The sequence below is a fragment of the Paenibacillus sp. JNUCC32 genome (assembly GCF_014863545.1).
GTDB classification, from domain to species: domain Bacteria; phylum Bacillota; class Bacilli; order Paenibacillales; family Paenibacillaceae; genus Paenibacillus_AQ; species Paenibacillus_AQ lautus_A.
Genome location: NZ_CP062260.1, coordinates 1,640,598 through 1,660,374, shown reverse-complemented (window position 1 = coordinate 1,660,374; position 19,777 = coordinate 1,640,598). Strand labels below are relative to the sequence as shown.

The following is a 19,777-nucleotide window of genomic DNA, read 5'->3' as shown; positions in this document are numbered from 1 at the left end:
AACCGTTAGCCTTAAACTGCACATCCTTGTTACATCACAGAAGCCCTTCGTTTCATATCAAGCCATCAAGTTCCGGCTTATGAACTCCTCCGCTTCCTTCAATTTTAATGTAAGCTCCATGCCGTCGGACATGTTCTTCAATCGAAGCACGCCGGCCGCCGCTTCATCTTCGCCGATCAGAATGGCATAAGGGATGCCTTCCGCCGAAGCTGAGGCTAAGGTCTTTTTCAATTTGCGCCGCTGGGTAGCCAATCGGGTACGAATCCCGCGATTCCGAAGTGCCGCAGCAGCCATCAATCCTTCCGGGACAGCTTCTCCTATCGGGATGACCACAACGTGTGGCCTGTTCGTTTCAACCACCCGGTCCCGAAGCATCTCCATGATGGATTCCATGCCGAACGAAAGCCCTACCGTCGGATATGCCATATCTTCCCGTCCAACAAGCTGCCCGATGATCGCGTCATATCTGCCGCCGCCGCCCAGGCTTGATCGAAAAGCATGGGACGCGTCGTAAATTTCGTAAACGGTTCCCGTGTAAAACGACAACCCCCGGGAAAGAAACGGATCAAATACGCAGACGTCCTGCAAACCGACACGCTGCAGCAGGCTTTGCAGGATTTGAACTTCGCGCGCGCCCCGCCCCGGCTCCAGGTTGTATGTTCTGGTAATCTGCTCGAACGTCGGTTCCTTGAGATCCACGAAACTCAGGACGCTGCGGCAAATTTCCGGATCAATCACCTTATCCGCGAGCTCTTTCCGAACCCCTTCCCTCCCGATCTTGTCCAGCTTATCCAGTGTCAACATGACGGATGAACTTAGGTCGGCCGGTACACCCATAGCTCCCAGGAGTTCACCCAGAAAGCCACGATTGTTCCACCTGAGGACGATCGGAATTTCAAGTCTTCGGAACACCTCGGCTGCGAGCTGCATCAGCTCCGCTTCCGCTTCCGGACCCGCAACCCCCACCACATCGACGTCGCACTGCAGAAACTCCCGCAATCTGCCCCTTTTGACGGGGCCGTCCCGAAATACCTTCCCCATCTCATATCGCTTGAATGGCTGGCTGATGCCTGGGTTCAGCGCGATCACCTTGGCGAACGGTATCGTCAGGTCGTAGCGCAACCCCAGCTGTCGCGCTCCCTGATCCGTCAGATGATACATCTCCTTGAGTATTTCTTCTCCTCCAGCATACTTGGAAGACAGCAGCTCCAATTCATTCAGGATGGTTGACTCCATCTCCGCGAAATCGTAACATTCAAACACTTCGCGTAGCGTCGATTGCACCTTTCTCCTTACAGCCTGTTCCTGTCCAAAATAATCATATGTCCCTTTTACGTTCTGCATCGCTGCTCATCCTTTCGTTCCGAGAAAATAAAAAACGCGCCGGACCTCATGGTCCCGCGCGCTTGGTATGCGGCAGGGAGGCCAACGCGAACAGCGTTAGCCCGCCCTGTAGATTTACAGGCGTGCTAACGCTGCTTGTGATGATGAAGTTGATTCGATTTGATGCTGTTCATGTCATAATCCCCTTCACTTTGAGCCATTGATTAAGGGGAATTATAGCGCAGCTGATCTATATATTCAAGGGCAATTCCTCTTAGATGGTTCGGGACCAATGGCGATGTGCCGCAATCGCATCAATGAAGGCTTGGCCGAACAGCTTCGAATCCTCATTCTCTTGAGCGACCACGATCCCTTCACCGCTCGCCGCCGGAAGCAGATTCATTCCTTCGGCGATGGCCGCGATCGGTTTGAAATGCTGATAAGCTTCCTTGATGAAGTCCAGCACCTTCTGCTCCGTCAGGAGCTCTGACACGCTTAGCGCCCCGCCCGCCACAAGCACCGCGTCGAATAACACGGAATCCGCCCCCAGGAGCGAATGTTTCACTTCCAGTTCTCCGCCGGATTTGCCTGTAATGACGCCAAGCTTCGGGCTAACCACTTCGGTGATGATGCCGGCTTGCTGAAGCTGCGCAAGCACGAACGGAAGCTCGTCCGTGAATCCATTGCCTGCAAGCACAGCTACCTTGCGCGTTAACGGGAGCTTCACGGTGTTCATCATGCTGAGAGCCGGAGAGGAGTCTTTGGAAGCGGAGCCGCTGGTTTGGGGAGGAATGGTTCCTAACCCTTCCGAAATTCTTGTCGCGAGTTCGCTGTCCACATTTGCAAACAGGTCGACGATCTGCTGGCGGATCTCCTTCCGCTGCACTTTGCCAAGCTCGAACTGGAATGCGGATACGATATGCTGCTTCTCCACCTCGGACATGCTGTTCCAGAACAAAGCCGCCTGGCTGAAGTGATCCTTGAAGCTGTCGCTTCGGGCTTGCACCTTGCGACCCTCTACCTTCTCGGTATAATGCTCGTAGCCGCCTCGTTCGGCTGGAACGGGCTTGGGCGTGTTGCCCGCAATGCCGTTCTTATGATAGCTGACCGGCCCCTTATTGATGGTCATGCGGTGCATCCCGTCCCGTTGGTTGTTATGAACCGGCGCAATCGGACGATTGATCGGAATTTCATGGAAATTCGGCCCGCCCAGACGGGACAGTTGCGTATCGGTATAGGAGAACAGACGTCCCTGCAGCAGCGGATCATTGGTAAAATCGATGCCGGGCACGACATGACCCGGATGGAATGCAATCTGTTCCGTCTCCGCAAAGAAATTATCCGTATTGCGATTAAGCGTCATTTTTCCGATGATTCTGACCGGAATGATCTCTTCCGGCCATATCTTCGTCGGATCGAGGATATCAAAATCAAAATTGAATTCCTCGTCCTCCCCGATCATTTGAACGCCAAATTCGAATTCCGGATAGTTCCCCGTGTCGATGGCATCCCATAGGTCGCGGCGGTTAAAGTCGGGATCCTTACCTGCCAGCTTCTGCGTTTCGTCCCACACGAGAGAATGAGTGCCCAGCACGGGCTTCCAGTGGAATTTCACAAAATGCGCTTTTCCTTCCTCGTTCACGAAACGGAAGGTATGCACGCCGAAGCCCTCCATCATTCGGAAGCTTCGCGGAAGCGAACGGTCGGACATCGCCCACATCACCATGTGCGCGCTTTCCGTGTTGTTAGCTACAAAATCCCAGAACGTATCGTGAGCGGACTGCGCCTGCGGAATCTCGTTATGGGGCTCGGGCTTTACCGCGTGAACGAAATCGGGAAACTTCATCGCATCCTGTACGAAGAATACAGGCATGTTGTTGCCAACCAGATCATAATTGCCCTCTTCCGTATAAAATTTAGTTGCGAAACCGCGCACGTCCCGCACGGTATCGGCTGAGCCCCTGGAACCCGCCACCGTCGAGAACCGGACAAATACGGGCGTCACGACGGAAGGATCCTGCAGGAATTTGGCTTTGGTATAATCTTTCATCGATTCATATAACTGAAAATAACCATGGGCTCCAAAACCGCGGGCATGCACAATGCGCTCAGGAATTCGCTCATGGTCGAAATGCGTCATTTTCTCTCTGAAATGGAAGTCCTCCATTAACGTCGGACCGCGTTCGCCGGCCTTAAGCGAATGCTCGTCCTCAGAGACCGTAAGCCCCTGGTTCGTGGTCAAGTTCTTCCCGTCATTGTCTACCGTAAATTGTTCCAGCTGTTGGTCCTTGCTCGTCTTGTTGTTGCTGTTGTTGACATTCGAATTGGAATTTGAATTGTCCATGATCGGAACCTCCTGGTATGTAGTAGATGAGTCTCTGACAAGTGTTTCCCTTGGTAACAGGTCCGCTTGCGGACCCGACATCTAATTACCCTGCAATATGGAATACGAATCCAGTTTCATGCGACCTTCATAAAAAGCTCATGCAATCGAGCTGCAGGCTTAGCGCCGGGACATTCAACGTCTTTCCCTTGCCAATAAAAAAAGCAGCCTCCCTCTTCAAAAGGTCGGCCGCAATGTAAACTGTAATGGCTTAAATCCCTGTCAGTTTATCCGGATTTCTCACGATATAGATATCCTGCAGCAATCCATTCCGGATATTGAAGAAAACGACGCCCGTTACGTTCCCGGCTTGCCGGAAAACAACCCCGGTTTGATGGTTCAATTCCCTGACCTCGATCTCCGGCGCAACACCATCCTCCAGCAGTGCTTGGCGCAGAATGCCGCTGAGAAAACGGGCAACCCGCTCCCGGGTTTCGACCGGCCTTGCCGCGGCGATCACTTTACCGCCGCCGTCGGACAGAAGGACGGCATCGTCCGCCAGCAGGGACAGGACATGTTCGGCGTTTCCCTCGGACAGGGCCGTGAAGAATCGGTTTACCCATTCCTCCTCAACGGACCCTACGCCAATCAGGTCTTCCTCCGTGATCCCCATTTTTCCTCTTGCCCTGCTCATGAGCTTGCGGCAGTTGGCCTCGGTTTTATCGATCAGCCCGGCGATTTCCGGGTAATCGAATCCCAGGGCTTCCCGCAGGACGAATACGGCCCGCTCCGAGGGAGACAGCCGTTCGAGCAGAACCAGCATGGCATAAGAGAGCAGCTCTTGGTTCTCGACGGTCTCATAGGTCTCGCCGTAGGATTCCGGAATCGGCTCGGGAAGCCAAGGACCGAAATACTGCTCTCTCCGATTTCTGGCTGACTTGATCTCGTCGAGACAGCGATTCGTCACCATTTTGCACAAATAGGCTTTGGGCTCCCGTATTTGTCCGATGGGAAGGCTTTGGACCTTCACGAACACATCCTGTACCGCATCCTCTGCATCCGTAACCGTTCCGGTCATTTGATACGCCAGATGAAACAGAAGACCCTTATACTGTTCATACAGCTCTAACATACCGTCTTTTCATCCTTTCAAGCAGGATCGTCCCATATCTAACGAACCATGCTGGAATAATTCCACATGAACGATTTGACCTTGTAAGCCAGCTTTCCTGTGATCATCAGATCCATTCCCCAGGCACGGGACCACACCAGGCCGTGTCCGGGTCCCAATCCAACCGTATACCCTTCATTTACGCTCCTGTGCTTGGCGGCTGGGGTTCCGGTTACATCCGCCTGCACGATGCCGCCAAGCCGCGCCGCTTGCGGAATCGCTTCCTTGCATGTCATCCGGTCTGCAGCACCGCTTGCGGGATCGACCACATGCGCGCAATCGCCAATGCCGTATATTCCCGGCGCATCCTTGACACGGTAGCTTTCATCCACAACGATCTGCCCGTCCGCCGTCACGGGCAGCCCCAGGTTAAGCAGGGCGGGATTCGGAGCCAGACCAAGCGTCCACACCGTAAGGCCGACAGGGATGGGAGCTCCTTCAAGAAAATGAAGCTGCCCCTGTTCCTCCTTAAGCGCTCTTCTCCCCTGATGAAGGACTATGCCAAGCTCGGTTAGATATCGTTCAAGCCGTTTCCCTACTTTGGCAGACCCTTCGAGGAACAAGCGATCCTGAGCATTGAACAGATGCACCCGAATATGTTCCGGGTCTAAACGGAGCTTACCCGCCTCAGCCCGCATCGCGTAAATCAGCTCGGCCGACGTCTCGATTCCGGTAATGCCTGCACCGGCTACGGCAATACTCATCAGCCGCTGCTTCTCCTGCGCATCCGTTTCTGCTGCCGCAAGCCTAAGATTGGACTGCCAGCGTTCCCGGATACGTTCCGCCGCTTCCATGCCTGTCAGCGATATGCCGCCTTGTTCCGGTGCTGCCTGGCGCACGACGCTTCCAACCGCCATCACAAGGACATCATACTCCATCCTATGCTCCTGCCCTCTGCCGTCTTCCAAGTTCAGCAGCTTGCTCTCCTTGTCAATGTTAGTCACCCTGCCCTGTATGAAGCGGGTGCCTTCCGGCATGACCTGTTCCCACGGGACGGTTATGCTTTCCCCACTTACGGCAGGGCGGAATAAAAGCACTTTCCGCACATGGGCGGAACCTTGATCGATAAGGAACAATCTTAGCTTTCTTCCGTTCAGCCCTTTCTGGCAGCCTTTATGAATGGCTTTGAGGGCATGTATGCCGGCAAAGCCTCCCCCTACGACAACGCATGTGAAATCCTTTATCAATACAACCCATCTCCTTTGGTTTATGCGATTTGCACATAACACGAGGAGGGGGCTGCTTTTGTGACATGACCGCCAACCTTTTTTAAGGAAACCGGCTGCTCTTCATCAGCAAGCCCCATAAATACTCTCTTTGCTGTCCGATTCATCCTTAAAATCATGCCAATATGTCCGCTAATTCAGCTTCATACGGCCCGATATCTCGACGAGGCGACGTATTCCCTCATCCAGCTGAACCTCGCTGATATAAGAGTAACTAAGCCTGATCCACGATTCCATCCGATCCAGCGGATCGCATATCCGTCCGGGAACAAACGCTACCGATTCCGCCAGGCATTGCTGCAATAACGCATCCACGTTGATCGTTTCCGGCAGCCGTACCCATAGATTCAAGCCGCCTCCCGGGCTGCTCCAGCTCCAATCCGTAGCCGCCAGCAGGTTCTCCATCCTCGCTTTTCGAAGCTCCAGCGCAATCCGAAGCTTGGCCACATGCTCCTGCAGCCTGCTGGAGAAGAAATAATGCTGAAAAATCTTTTGCGTCAACAAGGGCGTACCGTTGTCCGAAAGCGCCTTGACCGGTACGATTACCTTCATCAGCTCCGGACGTGCGGCCAGGACCGATATCCGCAGGCCAGGGGCAACGTATTTGCTGAAGCTTCGAATATGAATGACGTAACCCTCGGTATCGTAATAAAAAAAGGGCAGCGGCGGCGGATCTCCAAAATAAATGTCATGATAAACCTCATCCTCCACCAGAATGCATTCATATCGTTCGGCTAGTTCAACCAGCGCCTTGCGCTGCGTTACCGGTACCGTATATCCTGTCGGGTTTTGAAACGTCGGGTTCATGTAGAACAGCTTCGGCTTCTCCGTCCGCATCATATATTCGATATGTTCCAGGTCGTATCCTTGCGGCGTAATCTCGATGGGGAGCAGATTGACATTTTGCTGAACAAAAACATCAATCGCCGGGCTATATGTCGGCCGTTCGATCAATACAGCATCTCCGCTTTTGACGAGCGAACGCGAAATCAGATCAATCGCTTGCTGGGATCCCGTCGTAATCAGCAGTTCTTCCGGATGAACCGCTATGCCCTGCTTCTCCATGAAATACCGGGCCATTTCCTCGCGCAGCTCCAAATCTCCGGACACCGAAGAATAAGTGCTTAATACCTTCGGATACATGTCAAACACTTGTTTGACGTGGTTGGACAAGAATGCATTCGGCAGCAGCGCAGGATCGATGAGCGCTTCCGACATCTGGTAATCGACCTGATGCCTGTGAATGTCGGACAAGCGGCTGCGATTGACGTACAGCGATCTGGCCTGATATTCCCAAGGCGGGCTGAATGCAAGGGGTTCCGCCGAAACGTCTTCTGCCTTACTCGCCACAAAATACCCTGATTTATATTTCACTTCCACGATGCCATCCTCTAACAGCTGCTGATAAGCCTTCAACACCGTTAATCGATGAACCTTCAAACGCTCCGCCATGACCCTAACTGACGGCAGCTTGTCAGACTCCTTCCACTCCCCTGTTGCAATGCCTTTTGCAATGGTGTCGTAAACCAGCTGCTGCAATGACCCTTTTCCTGCCTTTTCATCCATCATCGAAAGCTTCATCCGTTCTTTCCCCCTGACCTATTTGCAGGCGTATCTGTTCTATCAGACCCAAATCTGTTCTATTAACTACCTATTATAGTATAGAAAAAGGAGGATGCAGCATGATTATTTTTAACTACTTATTAATGTGCGCCATTTTCAGCACCACGTTTCTCTCGATCAAAATCGGCGTGGAGGCTGGGCTACCGCCATTTCTCTCGGCGGGGCTTCGATTTCTTCTGGCGGGCGCCTTCATCTTCCTGTGGATGATATTGCAGCGCAAGGCAAAACCGAGCCTGCTCTTGCGCAAGGAATTCCTTCTGATCGGGATGACCAGCACGTTTCTGACGTTTGCGACGCTGTATTGGGCCGAGCAGCATGTAGCTTCTGGCATTGCCGCCATTCTGTCGGCTACGGGCCCCATGATGATCCTGATGATTCAATCCGTAGTCATGCGGAAGAAAGCCCGGCGCAGCGATTACTGGGGCTGCGCGGTCGGATTTGCGGGCGTGTGCGTGCTCATCATGCCCAAGCTGGCGATCGGGAGCGACCTCATCTGGATTCTGAGCTGCATGGTCATCCTTATAGGCGAAATCGGTTACAGCGTGGGCTCGCTTGCTACCCGCAAACTGTCCTTTGACATGCCGGATATCTCGCCGATTACGATCAATGCGGTGCAGATGATGCATGGGGGCTTGGCTTTATTGCTTCTATCCTTGTTCAGTGAACGCGGGCAATGGACTGGGCTGACAACGATGCCGGCCATAGGATCCGTCTTATATTTGACAATCGTCGGTTCGATGCTGGGCCATAGCCTGTATGCCTGGCTGCTAAAAGCGACGAATGCCTTTTTCCCGTCCACCTGGCTCTTCGTGTCGCCGATCATCGCGCTGGGACTCGGTGCATTTCTGTACGGCGAAACGATTTCACTTTATTCGGTCCTAGGCAGTTTGTTCATTATCGGCGGGATTCTGATCGTGAATCTGCCTGAGCTCCGGACACGTTTCATGTCGCGCCGCATGGCATCAAGCTCAGGATAAAGCGTGGCATGGTTCCCCGAATGAATGGACAAACGGAAACGGCTGCGACCCGTAATTCTCGTTACGTGTCGCAGCCGTTATGCTATGCGTTCGTTCCTATTGTTATGTTACGATTCCTAATCCACTTTGGCACGATAAGCATCCGCGGTCAGCAGTTTGCCTAGCGCTTCGTCCAGATCGCCTTCCACCTCTACCTCCATAATCCATCCGCCTTCATACGGCTCTCCGTTCACAAGCTCAGGCTGGTCTTCCAAGGAGGTATTCACTTTCGTAATGGTTCCGGAAACAGGGGAATACAGCTCCGAAACGGTTTTGACCGACTCAATGGTGCCGATGCTATCGCCTGCGGAAACCGCAGCGCCCGTCTCGGGAAGCTCTACGAATACGATATCGCCCAGCTGGCACTGCGCATGATCGGAAATACCGACGCGCACCACATTCCCATCGACCCTCAATGCCCATTCATGATCGTCGCTGTACACCAAATTCTCTCTGATTTCGCTCATTTTCGAATACTCCTCTTTTCTTAAAAAATGAAATTAAGGTGAATGAAAAAAAGGACGCGAAAAAAGGCTTTCGCCTTCTCTCTGTCCTCGGTACCTGAGAGTTTGTGATCGGCCGCCTCTTAACGGTTCGATCTTTCCCCTTGGGTGGCTTGCGCACTCTCCAGAGCTGCGTCGGATGGCGGTTCGTTTACCTGAGAGATTACTCGTCAGCCCGGCAGGCATAACGGTTTGCTCCTTCGGTGCCGCTCGGGTTATCCCCAACTCGTTAGCGGTCTCTCCCATCCATCGTCATTCGCATATTCGGTTGGCTTATTCTCCCACAGAATAAAACAGGGACGAGTCGATGTCAAGATTTCTAACAAAAATTTTAAACATGAACAAATTTTTGATGAAATAAAGGTTGACACTTTATGGAGAGGCACGTTTATAATAATCACAAGAACGTAGGAAGATGACAACTCAATATGTTTCACGCGGATGATGGTATTGGGAGAGATTACCGACAGACTGACAGGTAGCGCCGAAGGAGTAAGCCGGATCACACGGTGAATCTCTCAGGCAAAAGGACCTTTACCGGACGCACCTCTGGAGAGAATTCTGAATAAGGAATCACCCACGGGGAAACTCACACACGCTTGACACAACACTAACATGACATGTGGGGTAACTCTCAGGTACAAAGGACAGAGCAGAAGGATTACGCAACGAGCGGGCTTTTTGGGCACGGCTTGTTATCCTTCTGTCTGTCCTTTTTTGGTGTTTCCCCGATAGACCATGCCAATTAAAGAGGTGAAGAGATGAGTTCATTACAACGTACACCGCTTTACCCGCTTTATTCCGATTTTCCTTCTACTCGCTGCATCGATTTCGGCGGCTGGGAATTGCCCGTGCAATTTTCCGGCATCGTGCAAGAACATGAAGCCGTACGCAAGCACGCCGGCCTGTTCGACGTCTCCCACATGGGCGAATTTATGATCAGCGGACAAGACGCCGAAGCTTTCATCCAGAACATGACCACGAATGACGTCACCCGAATTACGGTCGGTCAGGCCCAATATACGCTAATGTGTAATGACAACGGCGGTACGGTCGATGACCTGCTAGTTTATAAACTGTCGTCGGATCGATTCATGCTGGTTGTGAACGCATCCAACATCGATAAGGATCTTCAGTGGCTTCATGAACACGTCACAGGTGATGTCGCCATCCGGAACGTATCCGCGGAGACGGCACTGATTGCACTCCAAGGACCTGCCGCCGAGAACATCTTGTCGAAGGCAACCTCGGAGACGCTCGGCGTTCTCCCCTCCTTCCATTTTATTCAGAACGCGCAAGTATGCGGCCATGCCGCCTTGCTCTCACGGACCGGTTATACCGGTGAAGACGGCTTTGAAATTTATTGCTCCGCCGGGGATGCGCCGGATATCTGGAGAGGCCTGTTAACCGCGGGGAAAGACCATGGACTCATTCCGGCCGGACTTGGTGCGCGCGATACGCTCCGCTTCGAGGCGAAACTGCCATTGTACGGACAGGAGCTTTCGAGCACGATCTCACCCCTTGAAGCCAGCCTCGGTTATTTCGTGAAGCTGGACAGCGGCGATTTCATCGGGCGGGAAGCGCTTCAACAGCAGAAACAAGACGGTGTGCCGCGTAAGCTGGTTGGCATTGAGCTTATTGATCGCGGTATCCCGCGGTCCCATTACCCTGTATTCAACGGTAATGGTGAACCGATCGGTGAAGTGACCAGCGGTACTCAATCTCCCTCGCTTAAGCGAAATCTCGGATTGGCCTTGATCGAAACCCCTTATGCAAGCTTGGATTCCGAGGTATGGGTCGAGATTCGCGGTAAGAAATTAAAAGCCAAAGTGGTTAAGACACCATTCTATAAAAGAGGAGCTGCCTTATCATGAAGCATCGTTACTTGCCTATGACAGATCAAGATCAGGCCGACATGCTTGCCGCCGTCGGAGCGGAGACCATCGAAGACCTGTTTGCCGATATCCCTAAATCCGTCCGATACAACGGCGTCCTCCCGATGTCGAAACGGCTGGGCGAGCCAGAGCTGCTGAAGCATATGCGCCGCTTGGCGGATCGAAATGCCGATTTCGACCGGTATACCAGCTTTCTCGGAGCCGGATTGTATGACCACCACATTCCCGTCGTCCTCAATCATGTGATTTCCCGCTCCGAATTTTACACGGCGTACACGCCCTACCAACCGGAGATCAGCCAAGGCGAGCTGCAAGCGATCTTTGAATTTCAATCTTATATCTGTGAATTGACCGGCATGAAAGTAGCCAATGCCAGCATGTATGACGGTTCAACGGCACTGGCTGAGGCAGCGGCGCTTGCCAGCGGGGCGACCAAACGAAAGAAAATCGTTATTTCCCGAGCCGTTCACCCGGAAGCCCGGGAGATCGTTCTGACTTCGGCTCACGGTCTCGATCTGGAAGTCGTTGAAGTCGGCATCGTTAACGGCGTTACCGACCCGGATGCGCTCGCCGCTGCCGTTACGGATGACACGGCAGCCGTGCTTCTGCAATCGCCGAACTTCTTCGGCTGCATTGAGGACGTGAGATCGATCGAACCCTTGGTTCATGACAAAAAAGCATTGCTCGTGCTGAGCGTAAACCCGCTGTCGCTCGGGCTGCTCGAATCCCCTGGCGTGCTTGGGGCCGACATCGTTGTTGGCGATGCCCAGCCGCTTGGCATTCCTGCCTCTCTCGGCGGGCCGACCTGCGGATTCTTTGCGGTATCCGAACCGCTGATGCGCCGCATTCCCGGCCGGATCGTGGGCCAAACCGTCGATAAGGACGGAAAGCGCGGCTTTGTGCTGACGCTGCAGGCACGGGAACAACATATTCGCAGGGAAAAAGCAACGTCGAACATCTGCTCGAACCAAGCGCTGCTCGCGCTGTGTGCCTCCGTTTATATGTCTACGCTGGGTAAAGCCGGCATGCAGGAGGCAGCGCTTCTGAATGTGCGCAAATCCCATTACGCTGCCGACCTTGTCGCCAAGGGCTCCCTATCCCTCCCATTCAGCTCTCCGTTCTTCAATGAATTCGTAGTGAAGCTGCCTGAGGGAACGAACGTGAAGGAGGTCAACTCGAAGCTGCTGGAGGCCGGTTATATCGGCGGTTACGATCTTGGCTCTTCGTACCCTGAGCTTCATGGATGCATGCTGATCGCCGTGACCGAACGGCGGACGAAGGACGAAATCGACCAGTTTATTGGTGAAATGGAGGCGATTGTATGAAACCGGAAAAAGCCTTGATATTTGAACTCAGCAAGCCCGGCCGCGTCGCCTATTCCCTGCCCGAATGCGACGTACCGGAAACCGACGCCGCTTCATTCATACCGGAGAGCCTGCTGCGCAGCAAACCGGCCGAACTGCCGGAGGTATACGAAGTGGATGTCATCCGTCATTATACCGAGCTGTCGCGACGGAATTTCGGCATCGATAACGGTTTCTATCCGCTCGGCTCATGCACGATGAAATACAACCCGAAGATCAACGAGGATGTTGCCCGTTTTGCCGGTTTTGCCAAGATTCATCCGTACCAGCCTGAGGAAAGCATTCAAGGCGCACTAGAGCTGCTGTATACCCTGCAGAACGACCTAGCCGCATTGACCGGCATGGATCAAGTAACGCTGCAGCCTGCTGCGGGTGCCCATGGCGAATGGACGGGGCTGATGCTGATTCGCGCCTACCATGAGAGCCGCGGCGAGAAACGCACCAAGGTCATCGTACCCGACTCCTCTCACGGCACAAACCCAGCCAGCGCAACGGTAGCCGGTTACGACACGATAACGATTAAATCCAATGAACGGGGCATGGTGGATCTGGATGCCCTCCGCGCCGTCGTTGGTGAGGATACGGCGGCCCTTATGCTGACGAACCCGAGTACGCTTGGCCTGTTCGAGGAGCAGATCGTGGAAATTGCGGAAATCGTGCACGACGCCGGCGGTCTGCTGTATTATGACGGAGCCAATTCCAACGCCATCATGGGAATTACCCGGCCAGGCGACATGGGCTTTGACGTGGTCCATCTCAACCTGCACAAAACGATGAGCACACCCCATGGCGGAGGCGGCCCCGGCGCAGGCCCTGTCGGCGTGAAAAACCTGCTGATCCCGTTCCTCCCGAAACCGATCGTGTCCAAGCGAGAGGACGGCACCTTCTACTGGGATTACGACCGTCCCCAGTCGATCGGCCGCGTGAAGGCGTTCTATGGCAACTTCGGCATTCTGGTTCGTGCCTATGCGTATATTCGCACCTATGGACCGGAAGGACTTCGCCGCGTCTCCGAGCTCGCCGTGCTGAATGCGAACTACATGATGCATCGTCTGGCTCCTTATTACGAAGTAGCCTACCCGGGCCTATGCAAGCACGAATTCGTGTTGTCCGGCAGAAAGCTGAAGGAGTACGGCGTGCGAACCCTGGACGTTGCCAAGCGGTTGCTCGATTTCGGCTATCATCCGCCAACCATCTATTTCCCGCTCAACGTGGAGGAATGCATCATGATCGAGCCGACCGAAACGGAGAGCAAAGAAACGCTGGACGGTTTCATCGACACGATGATCCAAATCGCAAAAGAAGCAGAGTCTACGCCTGACGTTGTCATTAACGCCCCTTACACCACGGTTGTGAAGCGACTCGACGAAACGACGGCCGCGCGCAAACCGGTATTAAACTGCACCTGCGGATAGCGCAGGAGTTGATCCGTTATAATAGCTTAACAGCTATCGACATGCCTTCTGAGAAGCCAGACCGCATACAGCGGCTGTTTTCTTGCAAGCTAAAGATTAGATGTGGAACGTCTCTGAATTTCATGCTCTCTAATCTCATAAGAAAGGGTGTCCCTCACCGCACAAGCGGCTGTTGGGACACCCTTTTTTATGTTGCATAATATAAGGCTTAAAGCATCTGTAGGATCTCAGACACACAGCAGCCCACTTGCCCCCACATGATGCTCTGACACCCTAGGGACAATGGCTGGCCCTTTCCATCTATCTCAATAAACCTACGGTCATTCCTGGTACTACCCATGCCAACGATTCAGCATCGCTCAATGGCTCACAATTTGGACCATATCAGTTCTCCGCTCACGGCATCTATATATTCCAAAAGATACTCTGAAACGCTTACTCCTGTTTTGGCTCGTCTCTTGTGCACGGGATCATAGATTAACCGGTAGCGGGCCGGGCCGTCATCACCATCCATATACCACCTGAGCGACATCTCCAGCCGTTCCGCATATCGTGCGAGTGCCGATGCCGCAGAAACCGCAGCCTTAAACCCGCAAGCCTCCAGCTCACGGATTTTCTCATGAGACACACTGCGGTACAGAAGCACTTCTCCCGTCATCGTGCTTACGCAAATATTTACACGCTCCAGACGTACCCGGTATTGATCGATATACAGCGGCAAGTGGAAGAATTCCCGATCTCGCTTCTCTGCTTCGCCCTCATCTCCCTCTTGCTCACTGTTCGTTACCCCGTCTTTCCAATCCCATTTCACTTCCAGTCGCAAATACTTGGCGTATGACGGAAAAAATCTCTGCAAGAACAGCTCTGCTCGTTCCCAGCATTGCTCGCGAGTGAGCACCGCCTCTCCGTCGGAGCTTTCCGGTTTATAATGGTACGCCTCTAATCTGCCTGTGGCCTTATCTATATGTATCATGTAAGCTGCTTGAAGATTGCGAAGCGTTTTTCCCCATCGTCGTTCAAAATATCGGTCCACCGATAACGGATCGGTTGCCGATTGATCCGCTTCATCCTCGTTCATATCGCTTTTATCAAAGTACAATAAAATCAGGTTTTGATCGTCTCCCCTGGGCTTATCCAGAACATACCGCTCCGTATCAATGCCCAGCTGGGCCTCCCAGAATGGAATTAAATCTGAATCTTCATCTGGGCTTGAATGTTCGGTTCCGGTCCTTGATGGGAGAACAGGCTTAACAGTATAGGCGTTATCTAAATTACCGGGATCCGCAGGCGTGATTGAAACAGTCGGCGGCAGCAAATCATGCTGCAGGTTATGTAAGGGCTCGCCCGTAACGGCATCGATCTTACGACGCCCCTGAATCGGTTCATAAACCAGCCGATGTTGATCCTCCTCCCCCTCCATGTCATATATAGAGGGATACAGTGTGGTTATGATGGGCTGCATCTCCATATCCTGAAGGATCCTTTGCTTCGCAGCCTCCGCACTAACGAGCAGCCTGTCCGGCCAAACCGGCAGCTCCATTCCCGTGAATTCTTCCGCCTTGTAAAGCACGATATTGAAATCGGCGTCAAGCCGGATCTCACAACCGGAGCGCGGCAGCGGCAATCCGCCGACCTCTGCCCTAAACTCAATCTCAACATAATTTCGTTTGATCTCTGATCGAATCCAGGTAAGCGCTGCATAATTCGGATGATGCCGGATCATGAACGCTTTAGCTATGTCCGCTGCCTGCTCCGTCGTGCTTCCTGCCTCTATCGCGCTTCCCCGTATCGTGTCATCACGCTCTTGATCGATTTGAAGCCTCATCAGCTGACCGGTCTCCAGGCTTAATGAAACCTCAATTCGGCTGTTCTCGGAATGAGGGTCCTCCCAAATAAACGTTCTCTCTTTTTCATCGAACCCCTTAGGGGTGTTATCCTCCATGACAAGTTCATAATGCTCAGGTATGAAGGTGATCGTTCCTGCAGCTGCCCGGAGCGCCTGGATATCCATGGTCATATCCCGCTTTGCCTCCTTCTCCTTCTCTATTAGAAAGCTCTATTTTATGATATAAAGTATATAATTATATACGGCTTACTTCTACCAAGCTGACAATTTACGAAAGATGCGGTGATCGAATGAGTAACCCGACATATGGCCTGGACGTTAACCAGTATCTTGACCGTATTGGATATACGGGCCCGATTGTGAACAGCGCTTATATGCTCGCCAGGCTGCAGGAGCAGCATGTGCATACCGTCCCCTATGAAAATCTCGATATCCTTGACCGAATTCCGCTTTCCCTGGATGTTCCCCATCTCTACGATAAAATCGTCACCCGCCATCGCGGCGGCTACTGCTTCGAGCTCAATGCGTTGTTTGGCTGGCTGCTGCAGGAACTGGGCTTTAAGGTCACTCATTACTTCGGTCGCTTCTGGCGGGATGAGACCGATACGCCTGCTAAGCGGCGGCACCATATCCTGCAGGTGGATATCGAAGACCAGCGATATATTGCCGACGTCGGAGTGGGAGGCGCCGGACCTCGCCACCCTTTGGAGTTGGTAGATGGCCTGGAACAAACCCAGGGGAACGAAACCTACCGGCTGGTTCAGACCGAGGCTTATGGCTGGATGCTCGAGGAGTGGAAAAAAGATGCCTGGGATCCGGTCTTCTCTTTTACGGAAGAACCTAATCTACCGAAAGATTTCATCACCACCTCCTTCTGGTGCGAGCATGCCCCCGATTCACCGTTTAATAAAACGGCCCGGGTATCCATACGTACCGCTGAAGGCAGAAACACCGTGGATGACGACGAGTTCAGAATCTACAAGTCCGGCGGCGTCCACACCTTTAAACCGGGAAATCCACAGGAATATGCCGAAGCGCTTCATACTTATTTCGGTATCCCTATCGATAAATAACAATAAACCGGGCTTCCCCCTAGCAGGGAGCCCGGTTTTTACGATTAATATTCAATTTTTCGCTCCGCAGAGCTCCACGCTTGGAATGGCAGCAAATAATCCGCTGTCCGAACCTGCTTCATGGGGATGGAACGCTGATCCATCGGCATGGCGATTTCATCGTATATGAAATGATCATCAAACCCGATCTCGGCCGCATCCTGCTTCGTGCTTGCATAATAAACGGCATCGGGCCTTGACCAGTAGATAGCCCCCAGGCACATCGGACAGGGTTCGCAGCTGGTATAGATCGTGCAACCTTTCAATTGAAAATCCTCTAAATGCAGGCAGGCTTCCCGTATGGCTTGCACCTCGGCATGAGCGGTAGGGTCGTTCAACGCAGTAACCAAATTACGGCCCCTGCCGATCACTTGGCCATCCTTAACCACAATCGCCCCAAACGGACCTCCTTCCACATGTTGAACGTTTCGATGGGCTTCTGCAATCGCCTGATGCATCCAGTACTCATGATTATGATCATTCATTATGTACAGCTCCCTTCCCATGTTCATCCCGTTCCCGGTGTGCGTAATCAAACATCCTGATCGACCGGGCGGCTAACTCTCATCATAGCATATCTTCTTTCGATCTCCTTCATTTTCCAATCTTTTCGCTAAAATGGATTGACGAACCGTATACAAACGTATACAATCACGAGTATTGGTATACAAACGTATACATTTGAGGTTGAAGGAGGTTGGTTACATGCGGCAAGAGGAACCACCTATGCCGGGCCAGAGCCGGTCGGAGCATCGCGACCGGGACAGCCACCGGCAAGGCGGACGCCACGGAAGACGGCGCGAGGAAGGGCATGGCGGCAGGGAAGGCGGGAAGATGGCGCAAACGTTCCGCCGGGGACGTGCGCTCTCTTTTCTGGACAACCTGGTTGTGAAACGGGAGACCCTGAAGAAACAGGTCAATGATCCGGACCTGCAAGCTATTCGGGACGTGGTCAGCGGAGAGCTGAAAGCGGTGGACCAGATCATTCAGGAGTACATTCAGGCTTTTGAATTGTATGATACGAGGCAGTCTCAGGACGGCCAGCAATAATGGCCCAGGCCATTGATAAACCAATAACCATGACAGAGGTAGGACTTGGAGCGTGATGATTTTTGATTAGAAAGTTTTTTTCATACTATCGGCCCTATAAGGGACTTTTTGTACTGGATTTTACGTGCGCCGTCATTGCGGGACTGCTGGAGCTTGCTTTCCCGCTTGCCGTCAGCAAATTCATCGACGAGCTGCTGCCCAGCCAGGATTGGCCGCTTATCCTTATTGCCTGTATCGTCCTGCTGTCCATCTATGCGCTGAATACCGCGCTGCAGTATATCGTGACGTACTGGGGTCATATGCTCGGCATCAACATCGAGACGGACATGCGGGAGAAAATGTTCTCCCACATTCAGAAGTTGTCCTTCCGCTTCTTTGATAACAACAAAACCGGCCACCTGATGGGCCGTATCACGAACGATCTTAACGACGTCGGCGAAGTGGCCCACCATGGCCCGGAAGACGTGTTCATCGCCGTCATGACGCTGCTCGGTTCCTTCTCCTTGATGGCCTACATCAACCTGGAGCTTGCGCTGCTGACCTTTATTATCGTGCCGCTGATGGCATGGCTGATCATTAAGTTCGGCGGCAGAATGACCACGACTTATCGTCAATTGTTCCGAAACGTGGGCAATTTCAATGCCCGCATCGAAGACAATGTCGGCGGCATCCGCGTGGTTCAATCGTTTGCGAACGAAGAGCATGAGAATAAGCTGTTTCAGGAAGAGAACAAGCAGTTCCGCGCCACCAAGCTGCTGGCTTATAAAACGATGGCAAAAAGCACGTCCGTCAGCTATATGCTGATGCGTTTGATCACGGTATTCGTGATGATCTGCGGCGCATGGTTCTTCATTCAAGGCAAAATCGAGATGGGCGAATTCATGGCATTCCTGCTGCTCTCCAACATCTTCTTCCGTCCGATCGAGAAGATCAACGCGGTTATTGAGAGTTATCCCAAAGGCATTGCCGGCTTTAAACGCTACCTGGAAATCATGGATACCGAGCCGGAAATCGCCGATGTGCCTGATGCCGTATCCCTTTCATCGGTACGGGGAGATATCCGCTTCGAAGGCGTCACCTTCGGGTACGAGCCTTCCCGAACGATACTGAATAACATTCACCTGACGATCCGTGCCGGAGAAACGGTTGCATTCGTTGGGCCGTCCGGTGCCGGAAAGACCACGATCTGCAGCCTACTCCCCCGTTTCTATGACGTGGATCAGGGCTCGATCACGGTGGACGGGATCGACATCCGGAATATCAAATTGCAAAACCTGCGCAAGCATATCGGTATCGTGCAGCAGGACGTGTTCCTGTTCTCCGGCACGATCCGTGACAATATCGCCTACGGCGACTTGAATGCAACCGACCATCAAATCTGGGAAGCCGCACGGCGCGCTTCGTTGGATGAACTGATCCGAAGCCTGCCGGACGGCATGGAGACGGTCATCGGGGAACGCGGGGTTAAGCTGTCCGGCGGCCAGAAGCAGCGTCTGTCCATTGCGAGAATGTTCCTGAAGAATCCGCCGATCTTGATTCTGGATGAAGCTACCTCGGCACTGGACACGGAGACGGAAGCGCAAATCCAAAAGTCCCTGGCTGAGCTGTCCGTCGGCAGAACAACGCTAGTGATCGCTCACCGACTGACCACCATTCAGAGCGCGGACCGAATTATCGTCGTCAATTCGGAAGGCATTGCCGAACAAGGCACGCATCAGGAATTGATTCACTCCGGCGGTGCGTACAGCAGACTTCACCAAGTTCACTAATGAAGCCGATGAATGGTTTGGTTGTGGATGAAGATTCGCCTGCAAGAAATGAACATCCCGCATTAATACTGAAAAGGATGGCTCCCAGCGAAAGGGAGTCATCCTTTTTTTGCCGCGCACCTATAAGAAGCATCCTGCTGA

At 52.9% G+C, this 19,777-nt stretch carries 15 protein-coding genes and 3 riboswitches; of the genes, 7 read left to right on the top strand and 8 right to left on the bottom strand.

Annotated features, from left to right (window positions below; genetic code table 11):
• Nucleotides 1–57: 57 nt before the first annotated feature.
• From JNUCC32_RS07670 to JNUCC32_RS07650, 5 genes are all read right to left on the bottom strand, one after another.
• Nucleotides 58–1,344 (bottom strand): histidine--tRNA ligase, encoded by a 1,287-nt coding sequence (locus tag JNUCC32_RS07670; protein WP_096774148.1) that lies wholly within the window; start codon nucleotides 1,342–1,344, stop codon nucleotides 58–60.
• 253 nt (nucleotides 1,345–1,597) lie between these two features.
• The gene (locus JNUCC32_RS07665; protein WP_192571552.1) at nucleotides 1,598–3,667 is read right to left on the bottom strand and encodes a catalase; all 2,070 of its coding nucleotides are present in this window, start codon (nucleotides 3,665–3,667) and stop codon (nucleotides 1,598–1,600) included.
• 250 nt (nucleotides 3,668–3,917) lie between these two features.
• Nucleotides 3,918–4,778 carry an RNA polymerase sigma-70 factor gene (locus JNUCC32_RS07660; protein ID WP_192571551.1) on the bottom strand — a complete coding sequence of 287 codons (861 nt, stop codon included), beginning with the start codon at nucleotides 4,776–4,778 and terminating at the stop codon, nucleotides 3,918–3,920.
• 38 nt (nucleotides 4,779–4,816) lie between these two features.
• Entirely contained in the window at nucleotides 4,817–6,004 is a 1,188-nt protein-coding gene (locus JNUCC32_RS07655) for an NAD(P)/FAD-dependent oxidoreductase (RefSeq protein ID WP_192571550.1), read from the bottom strand.
• 171 nt (nucleotides 6,005–6,175) lie between these two features.
• Nucleotides 6,176–7,624, bottom strand: coding sequence for an aminotransferase-like domain-containing protein (locus JNUCC32_RS07650; RefSeq protein ID WP_192571549.1), 1,449 nt, complete (start codon nucleotides 7,622–7,624; stop codon nucleotides 6,176–6,178).
• A gap of 101 nt (nucleotides 7,625–7,725) precedes the next feature.
• On the opposite strand from JNUCC32_RS07650, the gene JNUCC32_RS07645 reads away from it, so the two are divergent.
• Nucleotides 7,726–8,643, top strand: a complete 918-nt coding sequence (locus tag JNUCC32_RS07645; RefSeq protein WP_192571548.1) for a DMT family transporter — start codon at nucleotides 7,726–7,728, stop codon at nucleotides 8,641–8,643.
• 116 nt (nucleotides 8,644–8,759) lie between these two features.
• On the opposite strand, the gene gcvH is transcribed toward JNUCC32_RS07645, so the two are convergent.
• Nucleotides 8,760–9,149 (bottom strand): glycine cleavage system protein GcvH, encoded by a 390-nt coding sequence (gcvH, locus tag JNUCC32_RS07640; RefSeq protein ID WP_036660848.1) that lies wholly within the window; start codon nucleotides 9,147–9,149, stop codon nucleotides 8,760–8,762.
• Nucleotides 9,150–9,318: 169 nt separating this feature from the next.
• A riboswitch (glycine riboswitch) is annotated at nucleotides 9,319–9,441 on the bottom strand.
• Nucleotides 9,442–9,626: 185 nt separating this feature from the next.
• Nucleotides 9,627–9,729, top strand: a riboswitch (glycine riboswitch).
• 3 nt (nucleotides 9,730–9,732) lie between these two features.
• Nucleotides 9,733–9,838: riboswitch (glycine riboswitch) on the top strand.
• Nucleotides 9,839–9,946: 108 nt separating this feature from the next.
• Between gcvH and gcvT the strand changes: the two genes are divergently transcribed.
• From gcvT to gcvPB, 3 genes are read left to right on the top strand one after another with little or no spacing between them, the layout of a single operon-like run.
• Nucleotides 9,947–11,059 carry a glycine cleavage system aminomethyltransferase GcvT gene (gene gcvT / locus JNUCC32_RS07635; protein ID WP_192571547.1) on the top strand — a complete coding sequence of 371 codons (1,113 nt, stop codon included), beginning with the start codon at nucleotides 9,947–9,949 and terminating at the stop codon, nucleotides 11,057–11,059.
• Nucleotides 11,056–12,405, top strand: coding sequence for an aminomethyl-transferring glycine dehydrogenase subunit GcvPA (gcvPA, locus tag JNUCC32_RS07630; RefSeq protein ID WP_192571546.1), 1,350 nt, complete (start codon nucleotides 11,056–11,058; stop codon nucleotides 12,403–12,405). Before gcvT ends, gcvPA begins: the two co-directional genes overlap by 4 nt.
• Entirely contained in the window at nucleotides 12,402–13,859 is a 1,458-nt protein-coding gene (gcvPB, locus tag JNUCC32_RS07625) for an aminomethyl-transferring glycine dehydrogenase subunit GcvPB (RefSeq protein WP_192571545.1), read from the top strand. The genes gcvPA and gcvPB overlap by 4 nt, the downstream gene beginning before the upstream one ends.
• Before the next feature lie 367 nt (nucleotides 13,860–14,226).
• Here the strand turns inward: gcvPB and JNUCC32_RS07620 are convergent, their stop codons facing one another.
• Nucleotides 14,227–15,876, bottom strand: coding sequence for a YcdB/YcdC domain-containing protein (locus JNUCC32_RS07620; RefSeq protein ID WP_192571544.1), 1,650 nt, complete (start codon nucleotides 15,874–15,876; stop codon nucleotides 14,227–14,229).
• Nucleotides 15,877–15,995: 119 nt separating this feature from the next.
• Here JNUCC32_RS07620 and JNUCC32_RS07615 point away from each other — a divergent pair, with 119 nt between their 5' ends.
• Nucleotides 15,996–16,778, top strand: coding sequence for an arylamine N-acetyltransferase family protein (locus JNUCC32_RS07615; RefSeq protein WP_192571543.1), 783 nt, complete (start codon nucleotides 15,996–15,998; stop codon nucleotides 16,776–16,778).
• A 44-nt stretch (nucleotides 16,779–16,822) separates the two neighbouring features.
• On the opposite strand, the gene JNUCC32_RS07610 is transcribed toward JNUCC32_RS07615, so the two are convergent.
• The gene (locus JNUCC32_RS07610; protein ID WP_096774159.1) at nucleotides 16,823–17,302 is read right to left on the bottom strand and encodes a nucleoside deaminase; all 480 of its coding nucleotides are present in this window, start codon (nucleotides 17,300–17,302) and stop codon (nucleotides 16,823–16,825) included.
• Between the two features lie 220 nt (nucleotides 17,303–17,522).
• Between JNUCC32_RS07610 and JNUCC32_RS07605 the strand changes: the two genes are divergently transcribed.
• Together JNUCC32_RS07605 and JNUCC32_RS07600 are read left to right on the top strand one after the other, a co-directional pair.
• Entirely contained in the window at nucleotides 17,523–17,867 is a 345-nt protein-coding gene (locus JNUCC32_RS07605) for a hypothetical protein (protein WP_096774160.1), read from the top strand.
• Between the two features lie 62 nt (nucleotides 17,868–17,929).
• Nucleotides 17,930–19,636: an ABC transporter ATP-binding protein gene (locus tag JNUCC32_RS07600; RefSeq protein ID WP_015735862.1), complete on the top strand. Its 1,707-nt coding sequence runs from the start codon at nucleotides 17,930–17,932 to the stop codon at nucleotides 19,634–19,636.
• The last annotated feature ends 141 nt before the right edge of the window (nucleotides 19,637–19,777 follow it).